Here is a 21,132-nt window from a genome sequence, read left to right as displayed (position 1 = left end):
TGAATCTATCACCCATCAATGACACATTTGTGAAACTAACGACACAAATGTGCTATCCTTCCCAAGCTAGAGACAATGTGATGATTATCAGGGAAATAATTTTGGAAAAAAGTAAAAGCACTTTGGATGAAAACGCGTTGATTGCACGAATTTGCTGGCATTACTTCAAGGAGGGTCAAACTCAGGACGTGATTGCGCGTCATCTGAATATCACCCGTAAAAAGGTCAACCGTATCCTAGGTGAAGCGCGAACGTCGGGGTTTGTACAGATCATTCTGCCCCAGGCCGTTGCTGTGCGTACCGATCTGGAAAACGCGCTCACCGCAAAGTTTGGACTGAAGCGGGTCATCGTCGTCCCGGTGCCGATAGAAGGTGATGACGTCAGGATGATGGTCGGCTCGGCAGCAGGACAATATGTCTCAGAAAATCTGCCGCCTTCGGGTACGCTTGGAATCAGTTGGGGAGGCACAATTCATACGGCTGCCCAGAACCTTTTGCCTCGAACGGCTGGTGGAGAACGCGTTGTGTTGCTGTGCGGAGGTCTGGCGGAAAGCACCAGCATCAATCCTTATGACAACGCGGCTTCTGTCGCACGCGCGCTCGATGCAAAATGTTTTTATATTACTGCACCGATGTTTGCCTCCTCTGAAACGCTACGCGATGCCCTGGTCGCGAGTGAACCGGTGAAATCGGTGCTTTCCATGGCTGGCGAGCTGGACATGGCACTACTGAGCGCCATCGATCTCTCGGAACACTCTAAGGCGCTGGAATATGGCGTCATTGATAAGTTATCACGCCTTTCACTGATTGAAGCTGGCGCTGTCGGGGATATCTGCGGTCACTATCTGGACGCTCAGGGGAGGACAGTAAAGCATCCCCTCGCACAACGAGTGATCAATCCCTCGATAAAGGATTTGAAAAAAACCAGGCAGCTCGTGCTGGCTGCGGGGGGGATGCATAAATACGCGATTATTCTCGCCGCCATCCGTGCCGGGTTATGTCATGTGTTAATCTGCGATGAAAAAGTCGGTAAGGCGCTTTCAGAGGCATGATTTCGGTTTAGGCCCTATCGAAATCAACAATTCGTGATAGCGGCTGAAAAATAACGCTGGGCTGGGCTATTTCTACCTGTCTGGTATTGCGCTTCCTTTGGGGTATCTCATCTAAATGTAGTCCCTCCGGTTTTTAGTACCACCGCCAATGAGGATATCCGGCCAGTTTTTGCCTCGTATAGATAACCGGGGGCATATCACCGGCGCTGTAGTGATACGATATGAGACTATATAAAACAAAAAAGGCCATGATTTACAATGGCCTTTTTAGACAGTGAGATGTGATGAGACAACGCGAGATCGCGTGAAACGTTACTCGATATTCTGGATCTGCTCCCGCATTTGCTCGATCAGTACCTTCAGCTCAATGGCTGAAGCGGTGACGTCGGCGTTGATGGATTTCGACGCCAGCGTGTTCGATTCGCGGTTGAACTCCTGCATCATAAAGTCGAGGCGGCGGCCGACGGCTTCTTCTTTTTTCAGGATTTTGTAGGTTTCTTTGACGTGGGCGTCGAGGCGGTCGAGCTCTTCGGCGACGTCGACGCGTTGCGCCAGCAGCACCAGTTCCTGTTCCAGACGGTTATTTTCCAGCTGTACCTGCGCGTCTTCCAGCTTGCTTTGCAGGCGCTCGCGCTGCCATTGCAGGATGTTCGGCATCTGGGCACGGACTTTGACAACTTCGGCGCTGACGCCCGCCAGACGTTGTTCGATCAGCGCTTTCAGCGCGTTGCCTTCGCTTTCACGCGCGGCGATGAAGTCATCCAATGCGCCTTCCAGTGCGGTCAGCAGTTCGGCGCTGATGGCGTCCAGATCTTGTTCTTCCGCGACCATCACACCGGGCCAGCGCAAAATATCAACCGGATTGATTTCCCCTTCGTCGCTCTGCATTTTCACCCAGTTGGCGGCATCCACCAGCTGTTTTGCCAGCTTTTCGTTCAGGATCAGCGCACTTTGCGCACTCGGGTCGAGTTCAAAACGCAGGCTGCATTCAATTTTTCCGCGGGTCAGGCGGGCGCGGATGCGCTCACGCGCCACCGGTTCGAGGCTGCGGAATTGTTCCGGTAAGCGAAGATAGGTTTCCAGATAGCGCTGGTTAACGGAACGCAGTTCCCAGGCTGCGCTTCCCCAGTTGCCCTTGATTTCTCGGCGGGCGTAAGCGGTCATGCTGCGAATCATTGGTGCATACCTGTAAAGCAAATGATGAAGGGATTATAGCGTTGCGCCCCCGCAGGGGATAGAAAAAACCGTCCGTGGCGTTAGTGGTCAATCAAGCGGCGTGGAGCAGAGCTTCGTTCTGTCTGGCAATCTCCCGGCAGCGGTTTTTCATCATCTGTTTCAGTTGCAGCGTCGCCTGTGACTGCGGGTTGTCGCGGCGGCTGATCAGCGTAACCTCAAAGGGCAGCGGCTGGTCGATAGGGACAATTTTGAGTTGATCGGCATAGCGGCAGGCGGTAAAAAGATCGACGATGCCCGCGCCGCCGCCCGCCAGCACCATGTCGGCAATCACCGAATAGGTTTTGATATAGAGCGCGGAAGCGGGCTGTAACGCTTTATCGCGCAGCGCCCGGTGTAACACCTGGCCGAGCGGATCCTGGTGCTGCATCATCAGCAGGTTGTTGTTGCACAGCCATTCCAGCGATACCGGGCCGTTCACCGGACTGTTTTTGGGCAGCAGCGCGACCATCGTGGACTGGAACAGCGGCTCAGCCAACAGTTCGGGCGGCACCTGCTGCCCAAAGATCAGTGCAAAATCGAGCTGGTTTTTCAGGATGTTGTGACACAGCGTACTGAAATGTTCGGTCACCAGCTCGACGTTAACCGATGCCGCCCGTTTACGAAACTCCACCAGCGTCGGCGCCACGATCATCTGCCCGAATGCATGCGCTGCGCCTAACCGCACGGCGTGTGCTTTGCTGGTTTTGATCTGTTCAGTGAGTGAACTGATGTTTTGCAGGTGGCTGAAGAGCTCTTGTACTTTCGGGATGAGGCGCAGCCCCTCTTCGGTTGCAACCATCCCCTGGGTACGGCGCTCAAACAGGGAAAAGCCAAGCTGCTGTTCCGCGTGATTTAAAACCCGGCTGACGTTGGGCTGTGAGACATTGAGCAAACGGGCGGCACCGCTGATGGTGCCCGCCTGAACAATGGCCTGGAAGATCTCAATATGGCGTAATCGCATGCGTGCAGGCTCCGACTAATGCTTTCTGATGAGCATTGGATGAGTAATAACCAAAATACATGCAATTATTACGCCAGGGCATAAGTGCTTATCAAGGGCTTTATGACGGATTAGTGATAGCGATGTGTAAGCGGTGACGATGCACTATTTTGGCAAGATTGCACTAATAGGGTGCATAGTTACCGCTTATTGTTCTGACGAGGGATGTCACCTTAACGGTAGATGCGAGCGACAGGCGCGTCTCCCACGTAGCCATAGCCGCGATACATGCCTTCGCTGTTGAAGGGCAGAACGATGTTGCCCGCCCTGTCTACGGCAATCAGCCCGCCGCTGCCGCCCATCTGCGCTAATTTCTCCATTACCACGCGATCGCCGGCCTGTTGTAGCGTGAGTCCGGCGTATTCCATCAGCGCAGAGACATCATAGGCGGCGACAGCGCGCATAAAGACTTCGCCGGTGCCGGTGCAGGACACGGCCACCGTCTGGTTATTGGCGTAGCAGCCTGCGCCGATGATGGGGCTGTCGCCCACGCGCCCGACCTGTTTGTTGGTCATGCCGCCCGTGGAGGTCGCCGCGGCGAGATTACCCGCGCTATCCAGCGCGACCGCGCCGACGGTGCCGAATTTACGGTCGGGGTCGATAGGGTCGTTCTGGCCGTCATGATCGAGAATGACACGACCCGAACCGGCCTGCGCGTTATAGAGCTGCTGGCGGCGTTCATCGGTGGAGAAGAACGATGGATCCACCATCTCCAGCCCTTGTTGGCGCGCAAAGGCTTCAGCGCCGTCGGCGGTAAACATCACATGCTGGCTGGCTTCAAGCACGGTACGGGCGGCCAGAATCGGGTGTCGAATATGGCTGACGCAACTGACCGCGCCGGCATCCCGCGTGCGTCCGTCCATGATGCTGGCGTCCAGCTCGTGGGTCTCCGCGTGGGTGAAGACCGAACCGTGTCCGGCGTTGAACAACGGACATGCTTCCAGCAGGCGGACGGCTTCTGTTACGGCATCCAGCGCGCTGCCGTTTTCCGCCAGAATGCGCTGTCCGCTGGCGACAATGTCGGACAGCGCGGCCAGATAGCGCTGCTCTTTTTCAGTGCTCATGGCTGAGCGGGTCAGCGCGCCTGCACCACCGTGGATCACAATCACGGGTCTCGTCATGCGATAAAGTCTCTTTTTCAAGTGGCTTACGCCCCCGGAAGCAGGGACGTAAACCGGGATCAGTTTTGCGTCGTCGCGAGATAGGAAAACGCACCGAGCAGGCTGGTGATTTCCCGCATGCTCTGCGCGGTATAACCGACAGTGACGGCATCCAGGCGTTCAACGTTCGGCAACAGACAGAAGAGATCGGCCAGCACCGGCTTTGCCACCATCAGTTCGAGGCGGTAGGGCGCCTCAATGCGCGAATTCAGCGTGCGGTGCGCTTTTGCCACCGCCGCTTTTGCCGCGTCACGAATCACCTGACGCGCCTGTTCGGTGCTGAGGGATTCCGCCGCGTGCTGCGAGATGGCGCGCTTAACACAGGCGTAGTCGGTGGCAGGGTAGTAGTGGGCGATCCAGCTCTGGAGGGTGTCGTCACCGCTGACCAGCCAAAGCGGAGTCTTCTGCTCAACGCCGGCGGCGGCGTAGATGTCGCTCTCGCCCATGATTTCACCGTTGATGCGCACGCGGTAGAAGGCTCGACCGTTGATGGTATGTGACAGCACGCCGAATTCGCCTGCCGCGCTGTGGTAGCCGATGAACATCAGGCCATCGAACTGCTGCTGTTCCAGACCTTCCACCATCGAATACCCACGCGGTTTACCCTGAACCAGCCGGGCGCGGGAGTCGATGTTCTCCGCGCGCAGGTTAACCATGGCCGCATGGCTGTCGGCGACCACCACCTCGGTTGCGCCGCCCGCGAAGGCGCCGTCGATGGCGGCATTTACTTCCTGCTCCATCAGGCCTCGCGCCAGTTGGTATTCCGCGGTGCCGGGGCTGCACTGTTCCGGGCGCATCACGCCGGCGATCCCTTCGATATCAGCAGAGATAAACACTTTCATAATCAATTTCCTACGGGAGAGTTTCCTAACGGACAACGCATTTCGGCCAGCCGATCCAACGCTTGTGGCAGCGTCGGGCGGTGATGGCCGCGAAAACCGGTCACGGCCTCGGCTTGAAGCAGGGCGTCGAGCACCGCGTGTTCGGTGGCGTCGGCGGCGGCGCTTAACAGCGGTTCAAGCAGCGCATCCTCCGGCGGCTGTGGCCGTGGGCAGGTGGAGAATGCGACGGCGATATCGCCGGAACCGTGTCCCCAGTAGCTGCCGAGCCGTCCCAGTCCTGCGCCGGCACGTTTGGCGATGCGCTTGAGCTGGCGGGCGTCGAGCGGCGCATCCGTCGCCATGATGATGATGATCGAACCCGCATCCCGCTGCGGGGCGAGCTCCGGCAGGAGGGGGGCGATAGCGCTCCCCATCTGCACGCCGTCCAGCGTCAGCGCGGAGAGCGTACCGAAGTTTGCCAGCACCAGTACGCCGAGCGTGGCGTTTAATTCGGGGATCCGGCGCGATGCGGTACCGATGCCGCCTTTCAGGCTGAAGCAGCTCATGCCGCGTCCGGCGCCAACGCTGCCGCGGGCGAAGCTATCCGTAGCGCTATCCAGTGCTTGTTGCGCCATCTGTTCCGTCACCGCCAGCGCCTGAATGTCGTTCAGCCAGCCGTCGTTGCACTCCAACGCCAGCGGGTTCACCGTCGGCAGCGTGCGCCCCAGTTCAGGATTGCGAGAAATGGCGTCGCGCACCAGCGTGGTAAACAGCGTGCCGGTGGCCAGCGTGTTGCTGAGCAGGATGGGCGTTTGCAGCTGTCCTAATTCCTCAATCTGTACCAGTCCGGCGGGTTTGGCGAAGCCGTTCAACACCGCGGCGCCGCAGGGCAGAGGCTGGGTGAACAGATTTTCGCCGGGCGGTACAATCGCGGTGACGCCGGTTTGCACTTCCCCAGCCGCCAGCGTGCAGTGGCCGACGCGCACGCCTGCCACGTCACTGATGCGGTTATGTGCGCCGCTGGCCGAACGCGGTGTACCTAACTGCCGCGTCGTTTTCCAGCGTTGTAGCAACAGCGCCTGCTGCTGCTGTTGATAATCATGCATCGCTTTCCTCAGCTTTTCAGTTTGGGATCGAGCGTATCACGCAGCGCATCCCCGAGCAGGTTAAACGCCAACACGGTGAAAAAAATCGCCAGACCGGGGAACACGCTGACGTGCCAGGCGCCCGCCATCATCAGGCTGCGGCTCATCGCCAGAATATTGCCCCATTCCGGCACGTCCGGCTCCGGGCCAAGGCCGATGAAGCTCAGCCCCGCCGCCGTCAGAATGCTGGTGCCGATGCGCATGGTGAAATAGACGATGACGTTGGGCAGCGTACCGGGCAGGATGTGGCGTATCAGCACGATGCGATCCGGCGCGCCCGCGCAGCGTACCGCTTCGACATAAGCCGCCTGCTTTAGCGACAGCGTGGAAGCGCGCACGATACGGGCGAAAACCGGCACGCTAAAGACGGCGACGGCGATAATCACGTTATTCAGGCCGGGGCCGAGGATTGCGACGACCGCAATCGCCAGCAGCATGCCGGGGAACGCGAACAGCACATCGGAACCGCGCATGATCAGCGTATCCACCCAGCGGCCATAGTATCCCGCCAGCAGGCCGAGCACGATGCCGACCAGCATGCCGAGCGTGACGGAAAAGATACCGATATATAACGAAATGCGGGCGCCGTAGATGATGCGGCTCATCACATCGCGCCCCAGATCGTCAGTCCCCATCCAGTGTGCCGCAGAAGGTGGCGAAGCCAGCGCCGTCCAGTCGGGCTCCATTGGGTTCCACGGCGCCAGCCAGGGGGCGAAAATGGCGACCAGAACCAGCAGCAGGACAAAGCCGCCGGACACCAGCGCCATCGGGTTACGGATAAAGACCTGAACGAAATCGCGCCACGGCGAACGTATCGTCTCTTCATCAAGCGTGGCCGCGGCCACGACGGGTTCGGAAGGTAAGCTCATCGTGTCTCCTAGCGTAGACGGATCGCCGGGTTGACCACCGCGTACAGCAGGTCCACCAACAGGTTAATGACAATAAATTCAAACACGAACAGCATCACCAACGCCTGAATGACGGGCTGATCCTGCGTTTTGATCGACTCAATCAGCAGCCAGCCCAGTCCCGGCCAGCTAAACACGCTCTCGACCACGATAGAGCCGCCGAGCAGAAAGCCGAATTGCAGCCCCAGCATGGTGATGACCGGGATCAGCGCGTTACGCATTACGTGTTTCCAGGTAATCAGCCGATTGCGTAGCCCCTTGGCGCGAGCCGTGCGCACGTAGTCTTCCTGCGCGACTTCCAGAAACGCGGAGCGGGTGAAGCGCGCCATGACGGCGGCGACCGATGCGCCGAGCGTCAGCGCGGGCAGAATGATATCGCTGGGCTGGTTAAAACCGCTGACGGAAAAGACGCCGAACGGCATCGCCACAAACTGAATCAGCAGCAGGCCGAGCCAGAACGGCGGCATGGAAATTCCGCCGACCGCGAAACTCATCAGCGTCCAGTCCTGCCATTTGCCTCGCTTGAGCGCGGAAACCACGCCGATCAGCAGGCCGAGCAGCACCGACCAGACAAAGCCTGCCAGCGCCAGCCACATGGTGGGCATAAAGCTTTTGCTGATGACGTCAATGACCGGCTGCTGCGTGCGGTACGTCACACCCAGATCGCCGCTGAACAGCCCGCCGAGCCAGTTGACATACTGCTGCGGCAGCGGGTCGTTCAACCCCAGCAGTTGGCGGGCGGCTTCCACCGCCTCAATCGTCGCGTCAGCGCCGGCGTAAATACGTGCCGGATCGCCCGGCAGCAGTTTGATAAAACCGAACACTAACAGGGAGACCACCAGCAGAACCGGGATCATTTCCAGCAAACGTCGGACAATATAAGCAAACATGGCGTTCTCCCTGAACGATTACTTAAATTCAGCCTGATCGAAGATCAGCGAGCCGTCCGCCAGCATGTATACACCGTCGAGATTCTTGGTTTTACCGACGATGTTGTCCGGCGTTCCCAGGAAGACCACGGGCGCGTCCTGCCAAATCTGGCGCTGTGCCTCGGCGTAAGCGGCGGCGCGTTTGTCGGCATCGGCGGTAGCCAGACCGGCGGTAATCGCGTTATCCGTGACCGGGTTGCTGTAGTAGGCAACGTTATACGCGGCCGGTACCCAGGATTCGGTGGCGAACAGCGGACGCAGCGCCCAGTCCGCGTCACCGGTAGACGGCGACCAGCCGTTGTAGAACAGGTCAAATTCGGCGTCTTTCGGATCTTTCACGCCGAACAGCTTGGCGTTACGCATCCCGGAATCCATCGGCGTGACGGTGACTTTGATGCCGACCTGCTCTAACTGCTGTTTGAAGAACTGCGCGCTACGGATGTAGTCGGTGCGGTTCGTCGTCCACAGCTTCAGGCTCAGGCCGTTGGCGTAGCCCGCTTCTTTCAGCAGCGCTTTGGCTTTCTCCGGGTTATAGCTGTAATTCGGCGCGCTCTGGCGCGCGAAGAACTGCACGTCCGGCGCCATCGGCGAGGTGGCAGGCACGCCCATACCGGCGAAGCCGACCTTCAGCCAGATGTCGCGGTTGATGGCGTAGTTGAGCGCCTGACGCACGCGGATATCGTTCAGCGGCGGACGCAGGTTGTTCATCGCCACCCAGAACTGATAGATACTCGGATCGCGCTGAATCGCCAGCTTGCTGTCGCTTTTTACGGTGGCGATGAGGTCGGAGGGCAGCGGATACACGGCATCGACCTGACCGGATTTCAGCGACGCCACGCGGGTGGAGTCTTCCGGCGTGGGGTAGAAGGTCACGCTGTCGACTTTCGGCCAGCCTTTCTGCCAGTAGTTATCGAATTTCACCAGCTTCACGTCCTTACCCTGCTGCCATTCGGTGAATTTGAACGGTCCGGTACCCACCGGATGGACGCGCAACTGGGCTTCGTCCGGGTATTTCTTCAGCGCTTCCGGGCTGTGCATCACGGCGGAGGGGTGCGCCAGCGTGTTCACAAAGGCGCCGAAAGATTTGTTCAGTTCGATTTTGACCTGTGTCGGCGACAGCACGGTGACGGTTTTCACCATATTAAACAGGCTATTGCGCTTTAAGCCTTTACTCTGATCGGCCAGACGGTCGAGGTTGGCTTTAACGGCGTCGGCATTGAAGGGCGCGCCATCCTGAAAAGTGATGCCTTCACGTAGCGTCACGACGAACTCGGTGGCATTGTCATTACTGGTATAGCCCGTTGCCAGGCGCGGTACCAGCTTCATTCTGTTATCGAACTGGAACAGACGCTCGAAGATGCCGCTCTGAATGGAATAGCTCAGCGTATCCGAGGTGTCGTGCGGGTCAAGCCCGGTGATATCGGCATAGATTGAAATGCGAAGATCCTGCGCCTGGGCAATGGCGGCCAGACACAGCGAGAGCCCGAGGGCGACGGCAGAGCGGCGAACGAATGGCTTCATGGTTTCTCTCCTGGTCAGCGATGAACGTGTGTTGTGTTTTATTAATACGTTGTGTTTCAGGCCGCCGAATCGTTGTCGGCGACCCAGTGCTGCGGCGCAACCTCTCGGTAGCGCGTTTTGGCGACGGTCTCGCCTGCTTTACGCAGAGGCGAAGGAATTTCGCTGTCGTCAAACTGGCGTGTGCCGCGACGGGTTGGGTCGGCAATGGGAACCGAGGCCAACAGGCGGCGGGTATACGGGTGCTGCGGGTCGTTAAACACCGACTGGCGCGGGCCAATCTCCACGATCTGACCGAGATACATCACCGCGACGCGGTTGGCGATGCGCTCGACAACGGCCATATCGTGCGAGATGAAAATCCACGACACGCCCGTTTTTTTCTGGAGATCCATCATCAGGTTGACGACCTGCGCCTGAATCGACACATCAAGCGCCGAAACGGCTTCATCGGCGATGATGACCTGCGGCTGCAACGCCATTGCGCGAGCGATCGCAATGCGCTGGCGCTGTCCGCCGGAAAACTCGTGCGGATAACGGCGCGCGTGTTCTGGCAACAGACCGACGCTTTTTAACAGCGCCTGTACCTGCGGCGTGGCTTCTTCCAGCGATTTCACCAGCCCGTGCAGCAGCAGCGGTTCGGCGATGGTGAACCCCACCGTCAGGCGCGGGTTGAGCGAGGCATAAGGATCCTGAAATACCATCTGCATTTCCCGGCGCAGCGGCTGGAATTGACGCTCTTTCATCTGGGAAACTTCCTGCCCCTGAAAGTAAATGCTATCGGCGTCGCTTTGCACCAGCCGCAGTAGGGCGCGTCCGGTGGTGGATTTGCCACAGCCGCTTTCCCCGACGATCGCCAGCGTTTCGCCCGGCCAGACGTTGAAATCGATCTGTTCGACCGCGTGAACGTGGTGAGTCACGGTGGATAAGATGCCGCTGCGCATCGGGTAATAAACCCGCAGCCCGCGAATGTCCAACAGGGGGTCGGCGTCATAGCGCGCGGTGACCTGTTCACTGTTTTCCGTGTCGGCAGCCTCTCCCAATAAAGGAAAGCGCTTCGGCCAGAGGCTATCGCGCATGTCGCCCAGCTTCGGCACGGCGGCCAGCAGCGACTGGGTATACGGATGCTGTGGCGCAGCAAAAATCTGTTCAACGGCGCCTTGCTCTACGATCTCGCCGCGATACATCACCACCACGCGATCGGCGATTTCCGCCACCACGCCCATGTCGTGCGTAATAAACAGCACCGCCATATCGCTTTGTTGTTGCAGGTCGCGCAGGATTTGCAGAATGCGCGCCTGCACGGTGACATCCAGCGCGGTGGTCGGTTCGTCGGCAATTAACAGCTGTGGGTCGCAGGCTAACGCCTGTGCGATCATCACGCGCTGACGCATCCCGCCGGACAGCGAATGCGGGTAGCTTTTCATCACGCGATCGACATCCGCAATGCGTACTTTGTGCAGCAGTTCGCGGGCTTTTTGGTTCGCGCTGCCGGCATCGCAGATTTTGTGATCAAGCAGCGCTTCCGTGAGCTGGTCGCCGACTTTCAGCACCGGATTCAGTGACGTCATCGGCTCCTGAAAAATCATCGCCAGGTCGCGCCCGCGTAGTTTACGGCGCGCTTCCGCTTTGATTGTCAGCAGGTCGTGTTGCAGACCGTCGCGGGCGGTAAAGCGGATCGTTCCCCGCTCAATATTGGCTGAATCGGCCAGTAGCCCCATGACGGTGAGCGACGTGACGGATTTACCGGAGCCGCTTTCACCGACGACGGCGACCACTTCCCCTTTATTTACAGTAAAAGAAATGCCTTTTAGCGCCTGATGCGTGCCGGAACGACCGCTAAAGCTGACGCTCAGATCGTCGATTTCCAATACAGGTCTGGGGGCGTTACCGGGCGCTGTGGCGGCACCCGCGTGCATGATATCCGTCATGGTCACTCCGGTTGAGGGGTTAAGGGTTACTGCGTTTGAGCGTGTCATAGCCAGATGCGGCCAAGGTTATAGGTCAGGTAGGGTGAGCTGTCGGCGGCCAGCCAGATCGGGCCGTCGAGATCGACATGCTCGGCATCCACGGCGACGGGCAGGGCGGCTTCCATCGCCATTGACGATCCCAGCGTGCAGCCGACCATAATACGCAGGCCGTGAACGTGCGCCTCGCGCGCCATCGCCAGGGCTTCCGTCAGCCCGCCGCACTTGTCCAGCTTGATGTTGATCATGTCGTAACGATGGCGCAGCCCGGCAACATCACCGCTGTGGCGGCAACTTTCATCCGCGCAGAGGGGGATCGGGTGAGCAAAACGTTGCAAATCCTCATCCTGACCAGCAGGCAGCGGTTGCTCTATCGTGGCGATCTGATAAGGCAGCAGGGCGATGGACAGGCTGTGTAAATCCAGTCCGCTCCAGCTTGCCTGCGCGTCGATAATCAATCTGGCGCTGGGCGCGGCGGCGCGGATGGCGGCGACTTTCTCCAGAATCTGTTCGCGATCCAGTTTGATTTTCAGGAGTTGCGCGCCGTGGGCAACGGCATGGGACGCGGCGGCGGCCATTTTCGCCATGCTGTCGAGCGATAACGTTTGCGCACAGATCACAGAAGCGGGGGGCCGAATGCCGAGGCGCTGCCATAGCGTCTGTTTTTTCAATGCGGTGTTGAGCCGCCACAGCGCGCAGTCCAGCGCGTTTCTGGCCGCGCCCGGCGATAAATCTTTCTGGAGTTGTTCGATGGTCAGACCCTGTTCGATCGCCTCACGGATCGCAAAGAGCTGGCGACATACGCTGTCGGCGGACTCGCCATAATGCGCGACTGGCGTACTTTCGCCTTGTCCGATAAATCCTTTTTCTTCCAATGCGACGCGGATAACGGTAACCGCACGACGCGTACCGTTCTCTTCCGCCATAGGACGGGCTAGTGGCAGATTGACGGTTTCAATTTGCATATGCCGCATCATGATCTTTTTTCTCATCAATGCTCAGGGGAGGAAAAGACTATTTCATGATGCATCAGCACTGACGAATACTTGTTTATGAGTAGGGTATAACCTCAGGTTATACCCTAAGTTCAAGGTATGGCTTTCTGCCAGCGCTTTGCCGCAACGTGAAGGATTTCGTGTATAATGCGCGCCAGTTTTCATTGACCCGCCGGAGATGAGCCATGCGCCCAACAGGCCGAAGTGCACAGCAAGTACGCCCCTTAAAATTGACCCGTCATTACACGAAACACGCGGAAGGTTCTGTTTTAGTCGAATTTGGCGACACCAAAGTGTTATGTAATGCCACGGTAGAAGAGGGGGTACCGCGCTTTCTGAAAGGCCAGGGGCAAGGCTGGGTTACCGCTGAATACGGCATGCTGCCGCGTGCCACGCACAGCCGCAATGCCCGTGAAGCCGCCAAAGGCAAACAGGGTGGGCGCACGCTGGAGATCCAGCGCCTGATTGCGCGCTCTCTGCGTGCGGCGATCGACCTGAAAGTGCTGGGCGAATACACCATCACGCTCGACTGCGATGTCTTGCAGGCGGACGGCGGCACGCGCACGGCGTCCATCACCGGTGCCTGCGTGGCGCTGGCCGATGCGCTGAATCAGATGGTTGCCAACGGCAAGCTGAAAAAGAACCCGATGAAAGGGATGGTCGCGGCGGTTTCCGTCGGCATCGTTAACGGCGAAGCGCTGTGCGATCTGGAGTACGTGGAAGATTCCGCCGCTGAAACCGACATGAATGTGGTCATGACCGAAGATGGTCGCATGATTGAGGTGCAGGGGACGGCCGAAGGCGAGCCGTTCAGCCATGAAGAGTTGCTCTCCTTGTTGGCGCTGGCCCGAGGGGGAATTGACACCATCGTTCAGGCGCAGAAAGCCGCCTTAGCCGATTGATTTTTAAAGCGACCAGATGGTCGCTTTTTTTATGGCGCGCCATCGGCCGCCACCCTTGCGGGCCGTCGCAAGCGACGTTGAAAATTTCTCCTGGAAATTTTTTATGTCTGATCAATTTTTAATTCTGATTTTTATTCTGAACAACAAGTAAGACGAGGAGATGCCGTAATGAAAGCCTACCAGCGCCAGTTTATTGAGTTTGCACTCAGCAAGCAGGTATTGAAGTTTGGCGAATTTACGCTGAAGTCCGGGCGCATCAGCCCCTATTTCTTCAACGCCGGGCTGTTTAATACCGGGCGCGATCTGGCCTTGCTGGGGCGGTTTTATGCGGAAGCGCTGGTTGATTCCGGCGTGGAATTCGATCTGCTGTTCGGGCCGGCTTACAAAGGCATTCCTATTGCCACCACCACGGCGGTTGCGCTGGCAGAACACCACGAGCGCGATCTGCCGTACTGTTTTAACCGCAAAGAAGCTAAAGACCACGGCGAAGGCGGCAGTCTGGTCGGCAGCCCATTACAAGGCCGTGTCATGCTGGTGGATGACGTCATTACGGCGGGGACGGCGATACGCGAATCGATGGAAATCATCGGTGCGCATGGCGCAACGCTGGCGGGTGTCATGATTGCGCTGGATCGGCAGGAGCGTGGCCGTGCCGATTTGTCCGCCATTCAGGAAGTGGAGCGTGACTATCAGTGCAAGGTGATCTCGATTATTACGCTGAAGGATTTGATTGCCTATCTGGCGGAAAAACCCGAATTGGCGGCGCATCTGGATGCGGTGCAAGCCTATCGCGAGCAGTACGGGATTTAACCCTGTGAATAACGATCCGCCGGCGGTTTCTGGCGGATCGTTATTCAGTACAAGAACGTTTAGTTCAGTTGTGCAGCCAGAAGTGGCCAGCGGGTGTCGAACTCCTGCGTTGGACGATAGCGGAATTCGGAGCGGATAAAGCGTGAGAGCATGCCTTCGCAGAAGGCCAGCAACTGGCTGGCCAGCAGCGTTTCATCATGCTGGAACGTTTTGCCGTCGCGTAGCTTATGTTCACGCAGCACCTGACGCAACTGTGATTCAATGCGTTCAAACAGCTGGTTGATTCTTCCCTGTAGGCGATCCTGTTCAAACATCAGCGCGTGGCCGGTCATGATACGCGTCAGGCCCGGATTCCGTTCCGCAAACCCTAAAATAAGCAGCAAAATCAGACGAAGCCGATTAAAAGTTTCTTTTTCATCTTGCAGAATCAGGTTAATGCGGGTGGTCAGGCTATCTTCAATAAATTCGATAAGGCTATCAAACATCCGCGTCTTGCTGGGAAAATGCCGGTAAAGCGCTGCTTCGGACACCCCGACGGACGCAGCCAGTTTTGCCGTGGTGATACGCTGGCTGCCATCGCTGGATTCCAGCATTTGCGCCAGCGCTTGCAAAATCTCCTCGCGGCGATTCCTTTTCGTATTTTCTTTTTCTGCCATGTCTGAAAAGACCCTTGCTAAGTATTTGACTGACAAGCATCCGCTAGCGCCACAGTCACTTCATTGCTCAAATGAGCGCGTGCTGTGGCTTTATAATGGGTTGTGGTCGTTATGGTTGAGCGGATGGCTGGGGCGTGCTAGCGACGGCCAGAATGGCCAAAGCCGCCTTCTCCACGTTCACTGCTGACGAAATCGTCAACCAGATTAAATTCAGCCTGTACGACAGGCACGAAAACCATCTGCGCGATGCGCTCTCCCGGTTCGATGGTGAAGGTTTGTTGACCACGGTTCCAGACGGAGACCATTAACTGCCCCTGATAGTCTGAATCAATCAACCCCACCAAATTCCCCAGCACCACGCCATGCTTATGGCCCAATCCGGAACGGGGCAGGATAACCGCTGCCAGCCCGGTATCGGCGATATGGATCGCCAGCCCGGTTGGAATCAACGTGGTTTCCCCCGGGTTGAGTTCAATGGCCTGATCCAGACAGGCCCGCAGATCGAGCCCGGCGGAACCCGATGTCGCGTAGGTTGGTAACGGGAATTGCTGTCCAACGCGTGGGTCAACAATCTTAACGTCGATTTTTTTCATCATAACGGCTGATAATCTCGTCGATTAATTTTTGGCCAAGAAGGCGCTTGTCGCACTGCGGCAACGGTTTGTCGCCATCTTGCCAGAAAAGGTGTAACGCATTGGTTTCACTATTAAAACCATGCCCGGAAAGCGAGACATTGTTCGCGCAAATCAGATCCAACTTTTTACGTGCCAGTTTTTGCCGGGCGTATTCTTCCACATTCTGGGTTTCGGCAGCAAACCCGACAACATAAGGGCGATTTTCCGTCATGGCTGCGACACCGGCGATAATATCTGGATTTTTGACCAGAGTGAGAGTCATTTCATCATCCGGTTGGTTCTGTTTTTTAATCTTCTCACCGGCGATGTGCTTGGCGCGGTAATCCGCCACGGCGGCACAGCCGATAACAATGTGCTGCTGTGGGGCATGTTCCATCACCGCCTGCGCCATTTCTAACGCGTTGTCGACATCAATGCGTGTGACGCCCTGCGGTGTGGCGAGCGAAACCGGACCGCTTACCAGTGTGACATTCGCGCCGCGGGCAGCAGCGGCCTGCGCGATAGCAAACCCCATTTTCCCGGAGCTGTGGTTGGTGATAAAGCGCACCGGGTCCAGCGCTTCTCTCGTCGGGCCAGCGGTGACCAGAATGTTAAGATGTTGCAGATCGTTGATGGCAGAAAAATGACGTTGCGCCCGCCCGACAATATCCAGCGGGTCGATCATGCGGCCCGGCCCCACATCGCCGCACGCCTGACTCCCGCTATCCGGTCCCCAGATCGGTAAACCGCGCGCAGCCAGCGTGCGCAGGTTGTCCTGTGTGGGTTGCGCACGATACATCTGCTGATTCATTGCGGGGACAACGGCGATAGGGGCCGATGTCGCCAGACAAATCGTCGTCAGCAGGTCGTTGGCCATGCCGGCGGCGATTCGGGCGATCAGGTCGGCGGTAGCCGGTGCAAGAATCACTAAGTCAGCCCATTTCCCTAATTCAATATGCCCCATTGACGCTTCCGCCGCCGGGTCGAGCAGATCGTCTGATACCGGGTAGCCTGAAACGGCCTGGAGCGTCAGCGGGGTGATAAAGGCCTTAGCGGCAGAGGTCATGACAACCCGTACGTCTGCTCCGCTATCACGCAGGCGGCGTACCAGTTCCGGGCACTTATAAGCCGCGATACCGCCACTGATACCCAACACGACTCGTTTGCCGGAAAGTGCATTCAGGCTGGAAAACTCCGTCATCATCATGGTCCGATTGAAAGTGTGAAGAGGCGATATTTTACCATAACCTTCATCGGTGAGAGGAATCTTAAGGTTGTCACGGCGGTTTCTCAGAGAAGAATGCGAAGCGCTTTGCAATCTCTGCACGCGGTAATCGCCCTGTATGTATGTCCATGACATGATGTCATCAGGCCTTACAGGGAGAGGACGATGGGGTGGGAAAAGGGGTTGGCGCCGCGTGAAAAGCTGGTGAGTTTAGGCGCGGAAGCGTTGACGGATGCGGAGCTGCTGGCGATTTTTCTGCGCACGGGGCTGCCCGGCGTACATGTGATGGAACTGGCAGAAAATCTGCTGACGCAGTTTGGGTCGCTCTATCAACTGATGATGGCTGACCAGTCTGCGTTTGATAACGCCAGAGGCGTAGGGATATCAAAATATACGCAGCTCAAGGCGATTGCAGAACTGTCTCGGCGGCTGTTTTTTTCCCGTTTGGCGAAAGAAGATGCCATGCTGAACCCGGAAATAACCGGACAATATTTGCAGTTGCTGCTGTCCCGGCGTGAACGCGAGGTTTTTTTAGTGTTGTTTTTGGATAATCAGCACCATGTTATCTGCCATCAGGAGATGTTTGTTGGTACGATTAACCGCGTGGAAGTACACCCGCGTGAAATTGTGCGTGAAGCGCTCAAGGTGAATGCCGCCGCGCTGATTCTGGCGCACAATCATCCCTCGGGAAATGCGGAACCGAGTCAGGCTGACCGCGCGATAACCGAACAGATTGTTAAAGCGTGTCTGTTAATGGAGATCCGCGTGCTCGATCATCTGGTCATTGGACAAGGGGAATTCGTTTCTTTTGCCGAGCTCGGGTGGATTTGACAGATATTTCCGCGATCCAATGGGATCTTTAGCTGTTCGGGACTTGAGCACTTACGCTTCAGAGCGTATACTACGCCACCTTTGAGAATCTTGGGTGTGGCGTTAAGAGCCTATCTCAGCAGGTTTATCCTGATGACAGAGTCTTTTCAGTGAAGTTGCTGAGATGGGCTCTAAAGCCTGACGAGGCGGCCAAACCCTATACGAAGCTCGAGCTGATTTGATTTTTGGAGAATAGACATGTCCCGAGTCTGCCAAGTTACTGGCAAGCGTCCGGTGACCGGTAACAACCGTTCCCACGCACTGAATGCGACCAAACGCCGTTTTCTGCCTAACCTGCATTCACACCGTTTTTGGGTTGAAGGCGAAAAGCGCTTTGTAACGCTGCGCGTATCTGCTAAAGGTATGCGTATTATCGATAAGAAGGGTATTGAGACGGTTCTGGCCGATCTACGTGCCCGTGGTGAAAAGTATTAAGGAACTGAATCATGGCTAAGGGTGTTCGCGAGAAGATCAAGCTGGTTTCTTCTGCTGGTACTGGTCACTTCTATACCACAACGAAGAACAAACGTACTAAGCCGGAAAAACTGGAACTGAAGAAATTCGATCCCGTTGTCCGTCAGCACGTTGTCTACAAAGAAGCTAAAATTAAATAATTTTTGTTTCTTGATGAGAAACCCGGCGTTAGCCGGGTTTTTTTTGTCATATGCCTGTCAGACAGGCATGAGTTTTGTTTTAAGCGCCGCAGGGAAGTACGTCAGCGGTAGCTCTGCATCCCGTCGCATCCCTTGTCCTGCGGGTTGTCACAGATGGTATCCTTTTGTTTATGCCAATGTAGCCACATTTATCAGGAGTCGTTTATGCCTGAATTACCTGAGGTTGAAACCAGTCGTCGGGGGATTTCACCGTATCTCGTCGGCCACACGATCCTTTACGCAGACGTGAGGAATACGCGACTGCGTTGGCCGGTGTCGGCTGAGATTCTCTCATTGAGCGATGAACCGGTACTCAGCGTGCGTCGGCGAGCCAAATATCTGCTGATTGAACTCACTCGCGGCTGGATGATTGTGCATCTTGGAATGTCTGGCAGTTTGCGGATATTGCCGGAATACATTGAGCCGGAAAAGCACGATCACGTCGATTTGGTGATGGATAGCGGAAAAGTGTTACGCTACACCGACCCCCGGCGTTTTGGCGCTTGGCTGTGGACGGATAACCCGGAAACCAGCTCGGTACTGGCGCATTTGGGGCCGGAACCGCTGGAAGCGGAATTCTCCGCGGATTATCTCTATCAGGCGTCTCGGGGTAAGAAAACGGCGGTCAAACAGTGGATTATGGATAATAAAGTGGTCGTTGGCGTAGGCAATATTTACGCGAGCGAATCGCTGTTTGCTGCGGGTATCCATCCTAACAGACCTGCCGGATCGCTGAATGAAAATGAAGCGTCCGTGTTGGTGAGCATGATTAAACAGGTGCTACAGCTCTCGATTGAGCAGGGTGGCACAACGCTGCGTGATTTTTTGCAATCAGACGGTAAACCGGGCTATTTCGCGCAGGCGCTGCGCGTCTATGGTCGCAACGGTGAACCTTGCCGCACATGCGGAACGCTGATAGAAACCGCGAAGCATGGGCAGCGCAGTACGTTTTTTTGCCGTTGTTGTCAGCGCTGAAATCGTTGGGTAACGGACAGTAAAGTGGAAAAGTGCAATGAACGATAAGATGGGAACCGTTTTTTTCCTTGAAAGCTCAAAGAATATGGGCGGTCAGGAATGGCAGTTATTGCAGCAAATGGAATCGTTAAATGCACAGGGTTTTACTACCCGCCTTTTCTGTAATGCGAAAGGGAGGATAAATAGTGAAGCGCGTGCTCGTGGATTGTCTGTCATCAATTTGCCGTTTCGTAATAGCGGCCATTTGCCAACCATTCGGGGATTACGGAATGAAATAAAGCGTCAGCGTCCGCTTGCCTGTATTTGTCACAGCGGGCATGACGCGAATAATTTGTATATTGCGGCGCTGACATTGTTTAACCGACCAAAAATCATTCGCTCACGAACCTACTACACGAATAGAAAACCTAATCCATTAAGCCGTTTTCTTCCTATCGATTTGGTGATGGTGCCAAGTCGCTTCATGGCTGAGAAAATCAGGGAACAGTTTCCGGGTAAACAGATTGACGTTGTGTATCCAGGGATTGCGTTTGAGAAGCTTGATCGTGAAGTCGATTTACCGTTAGAAAGCGATCTGGAGGCGTGGCTAAGCAAAGAAGAAGGGGATGTTATCATTCAGCTTGGCATGCTGCGTGCGGAAAAAGGGCATAGCATCATCCTGGCGGCGCTGAGCGAGCTGGCGGTCTGTCGACCCACTTTGCGTTATGTCATCGCCGGTGGGGGGAATGCCGCGCCGTTGCAACAGGAGATCGCCAAACGTGGTTTGCAGCATAAGGTGTGGATAGGGGAACTGGCCTCCGTTTCCGCTGCGCTGAGGCGAGCGGATATACTGGTTATGCCATCGACAAAAGAGCCGCTTGGCATGGCACAGATAGAAGCACTGGGATTGGCTGTCCCGGTCATTATCAGTAATGAAGGTGGCTTACCCGAGACGGTGCAGAACGGCGTGACGGGGATGATTGTGACGGAAAATAATCCACAGGAATGGGCGAAAGCGATTGACTTTGCCTTGTCGAATAAAGATATCGTGCAAGGCTATGCCGAGGCGGGAAAGGTGGATGTCAGAGCGCGTTTTGGGCGTGAGGCCAACACTGAGCGGCTCATCCAGATTGTCACAGACTCCCCTTTGTCATGACGACTTTTTCAATTTTTCCTGTAAAGCGTCGGCAATACCACCGGGTAAGAAATGCGATACGTCGCCACCATGTCGCGCCACTTCCTTAACCAAAGAAGAAGAAATAAATGACCACTCTTCCGATGGCATCAGGAAGACGCTTTCAAGCGTCGGCAGCAGGTGGTGGTTCATTTTTGCGAGCTGGAGTTCATATTCGAAATCAGCAACGGCCCGCAAACCGCGCACAAGAATATTGGCGTTTTGCTGCTGTGCGAAGTGCGCCATGAGATCGCTGAAGCCGACGACTTCGACGTTAGATAAATGCCCAGTCGCATCCTTCGCCAGCGCTACGCGCTCGTTTAGCGTGAAGAGCGTATGCTTGCTCGGACTGGCGGCAATGGCCAGTACCACATGATCGAACAGTCGTGATGCACGTGTCAGCAGGTCTAAATGACCATAGGTTAATGGATCAAACGTTCCGGGATAAATCGCTTTGGTTGTCATCACGTGAGCCTGTCCGTAATTCTGTGTAATTGCCACTGTATTAAAGGTGAGCGCTCAGGCGGTCACCGAACTCGATAATAAAACGGCTCATCGCCAGCC

Annotated in this window: 22 protein-coding genes; 8 read left to right on the top strand and 14 right to left on the bottom strand. The window is 56.4% G+C overall.

Annotated elements, in window-relative coordinates; genetic code table 11:
• The first annotated feature begins 80 nt into the window (after positions 1–80).
• Entirely contained in the window at positions 81–1,052 is a 972-nt protein-coding gene (locus EDC54_RS13570) for a sugar-binding transcriptional regulator (protein ID WP_132457267.1), read from the top strand.
• Positions 1,053–1,364: 312 nt separating this feature from the next.
• Here the strand turns inward: EDC54_RS13570 and EDC54_RS13565 are convergent, their stop codons facing one another.
• The 10 genes from EDC54_RS13565 to ycjG form a co-directional block, all read right to left on the bottom strand.
• Positions 1,365–2,228 (bottom strand): YicC/YloC family endoribonuclease, encoded by an 864-nt coding sequence (locus EDC54_RS13565; protein ID WP_132457264.1) that lies wholly within the window; start codon positions 2,226–2,228, stop codon positions 1,365–1,367.
• 91 nt (positions 2,229–2,319) lie between these two features.
• A complete protein-coding gene (locus EDC54_RS13560; RefSeq protein WP_132457261.1) occupies positions 2,320–3,228 on the bottom strand; it encodes a LysR family transcriptional regulator in 909 nt (302 codons plus the stop codon).
• A gap of 212 nt (positions 3,229–3,440) precedes the next feature.
• Positions 3,441–4,388 (bottom strand): isoaspartyl peptidase/L-asparaginase family protein, encoded by a 948-nt coding sequence (locus tag EDC54_RS13555; RefSeq protein WP_132457258.1) that lies wholly within the window; start codon positions 4,386–4,388, stop codon positions 3,441–3,443.
• 59 nt (positions 4,389–4,447) lie between these two features.
• Positions 4,448–5,269, bottom strand: a complete 822-nt coding sequence (locus tag EDC54_RS13550) for a M55 family metallopeptidase (protein WP_132457537.1) — start codon at positions 5,267–5,269, stop codon at positions 4,448–4,450.
• A gap of 2 nt (positions 5,270–5,271) precedes the next feature.
• A complete protein-coding gene (locus tag EDC54_RS13545) occupies positions 5,272–6,354 on the bottom strand; it encodes a DmpA family aminopeptidase (protein WP_132457255.1) in 1,083 nt (360 codons plus the stop codon).
• Between the two features lie 8 nt (positions 6,355–6,362).
• Positions 6,363–7,262 carry an ABC transporter permease subunit gene (locus tag EDC54_RS13540; protein ID WP_132457252.1) on the bottom strand — a complete coding sequence of 300 codons (900 nt, stop codon included), beginning with the start codon at positions 7,260–7,262 and terminating at the stop codon, positions 6,363–6,365.
• A gap of 8 nt (positions 7,263–7,270) precedes the next feature.
• Complete coding sequence (locus tag EDC54_RS13535; protein WP_132457249.1) at positions 7,271–8,191, bottom strand: ABC transporter permease; 921 nt, start codon at positions 8,189–8,191, stop codon at positions 7,271–7,273.
• A gap of 18 nt (positions 8,192–8,209) precedes the next feature.
• A complete protein-coding gene (locus EDC54_RS13530; RefSeq protein ID WP_132457246.1) occupies positions 8,210–9,751 on the bottom strand; it encodes a glutathione ABC transporter substrate-binding protein in 1,542 nt (513 codons plus the stop codon).
• Positions 9,752–9,807: 56 nt separating this feature from the next.
• Positions 9,808–11,679 carry an ABC transporter ATP-binding protein gene (locus EDC54_RS13525; RefSeq protein WP_132457243.1) on the bottom strand — a complete coding sequence of 624 codons (1,872 nt, stop codon included), beginning with the start codon at positions 11,677–11,679 and terminating at the stop codon, positions 9,808–9,810.
• A gap of 44 nt (positions 11,680–11,723) precedes the next feature.
• Complete coding sequence (gene ycjG, locus EDC54_RS13520) at positions 11,724–12,689, bottom strand: L-Ala-D/L-Glu epimerase (protein ID WP_165904321.1); 966 nt, start codon at positions 12,687–12,689, stop codon at positions 11,724–11,726.
• A gap of 206 nt (positions 12,690–12,895) precedes the next feature.
• Between ycjG and rph the strand changes: the two genes are divergently transcribed.
• Together rph and pyrE are read left to right on the top strand one after the other, a co-directional pair.
• On the top strand, positions 12,896–13,612 hold the full coding sequence (rph, locus tag EDC54_RS13515) for a ribonuclease PH (protein WP_132457240.1): 717 nt from the start codon (positions 12,896–12,898) through the stop codon (positions 13,610–13,612).
• Between the two features lie 168 nt (positions 13,613–13,780).
• Positions 13,781–14,422, top strand: coding sequence for an orotate phosphoribosyltransferase (gene pyrE / locus EDC54_RS13510; protein WP_132457237.1), 642 nt, complete (start codon positions 13,781–13,783; stop codon positions 14,420–14,422).
• A gap of 59 nt (positions 14,423–14,481) precedes the next feature.
• On the opposite strand, the gene slmA is transcribed toward pyrE, so the two are convergent.
• From slmA to coaBC, 3 genes are all read right to left on the bottom strand, one after another.
• Positions 14,482–15,078, bottom strand: coding sequence for a nucleoid occlusion factor SlmA (gene slmA / locus EDC54_RS13505; protein ID WP_132457235.1), 597 nt, complete (start codon positions 15,076–15,078; stop codon positions 14,482–14,484).
• Positions 15,079–15,215: 137 nt separating this feature from the next.
• Complete coding sequence (gene dut, locus EDC54_RS13500) at positions 15,216–15,674, bottom strand: dUTP diphosphatase (protein ID WP_165904317.1); 459 nt, start codon at positions 15,672–15,674, stop codon at positions 15,216–15,218.
• On the bottom strand, positions 15,652–16,893 hold the full coding sequence (gene coaBC / locus EDC54_RS13495; RefSeq protein WP_165904316.1) for a bifunctional phosphopantothenoylcysteine decarboxylase/phosphopantothenate--cysteine ligase CoaBC: 1,242 nt from the start codon (positions 16,891–16,893) through the stop codon (positions 15,652–15,654). Before coaBC ends, dut begins: the two co-directional genes overlap by 23 nt.
• Before the next feature lie 189 nt (positions 16,894–17,082).
• Between coaBC and radC the strand changes: the two genes are divergently transcribed.
• From radC to EDC54_RS13470, 5 genes are all read left to right on the top strand, one after another.
• Positions 17,083–17,748, top strand: a complete 666-nt coding sequence (gene radC / locus EDC54_RS13490) for a RadC family protein (protein WP_132457233.1) — start codon at positions 17,083–17,085, stop codon at positions 17,746–17,748.
• Between the two features lie 237 nt (positions 17,749–17,985).
• Complete coding sequence (rpmB, locus tag EDC54_RS13485) at positions 17,986–18,222, top strand: 50S ribosomal protein L28 (protein WP_026738455.1); 237 nt, start codon at positions 17,986–17,988, stop codon at positions 18,220–18,222.
• An 11-nt stretch (positions 18,223–18,233) separates the two neighbouring features.
• Positions 18,234–18,401 carry a 50S ribosomal protein L33 gene (rpmG, locus tag EDC54_RS13480; protein ID WP_002442576.1) on the top strand — a complete coding sequence of 56 codons (168 nt, stop codon included), beginning with the start codon at positions 18,234–18,236 and terminating at the stop codon, positions 18,399–18,401.
• 204 nt (positions 18,402–18,605) lie between these two features.
• Positions 18,606–19,415 (top strand): bifunctional DNA-formamidopyrimidine glycosylase/DNA-(apurinic or apyrimidinic site) lyase, encoded by an 810-nt coding sequence (mutM, locus tag EDC54_RS13475; RefSeq protein WP_132457231.1) that lies wholly within the window; start codon positions 18,606–18,608, stop codon positions 19,413–19,415.
• Between the two features lie 37 nt (positions 19,416–19,452).
• Positions 19,453–20,550, top strand: coding sequence for a glycosyltransferase family 4 protein (locus EDC54_RS13470; protein ID WP_230514519.1), 1,098 nt, complete (start codon positions 19,453–19,455; stop codon positions 20,548–20,550).
• On the opposite strand, the gene coaD is transcribed toward EDC54_RS13470, so the two are convergent.
• Entirely contained in the window at positions 20,545–21,033 is a 489-nt protein-coding gene (gene coaD / locus EDC54_RS13465; RefSeq protein ID WP_132457229.1) for a pantetheine-phosphate adenylyltransferase, read from the bottom strand. The two genes, EDC54_RS13470 and coaD, sit on opposite strands and share 6 nt — an antisense overlap.
• Positions 21,034–21,132 lie beyond the last annotated feature (99 nt).

Origin of the sequence: Samsonia erythrinae, from assembly GCF_004342665.1 — a bacterium.
In the GTDB taxonomy this organism is placed as follows: domain Bacteria; phylum Pseudomonadota; class Gammaproteobacteria; order Enterobacterales; family Enterobacteriaceae; genus Samsonia; species Samsonia erythrinae.
This window is presented reverse-complemented; position numbering and strand designations above follow the sequence as displayed.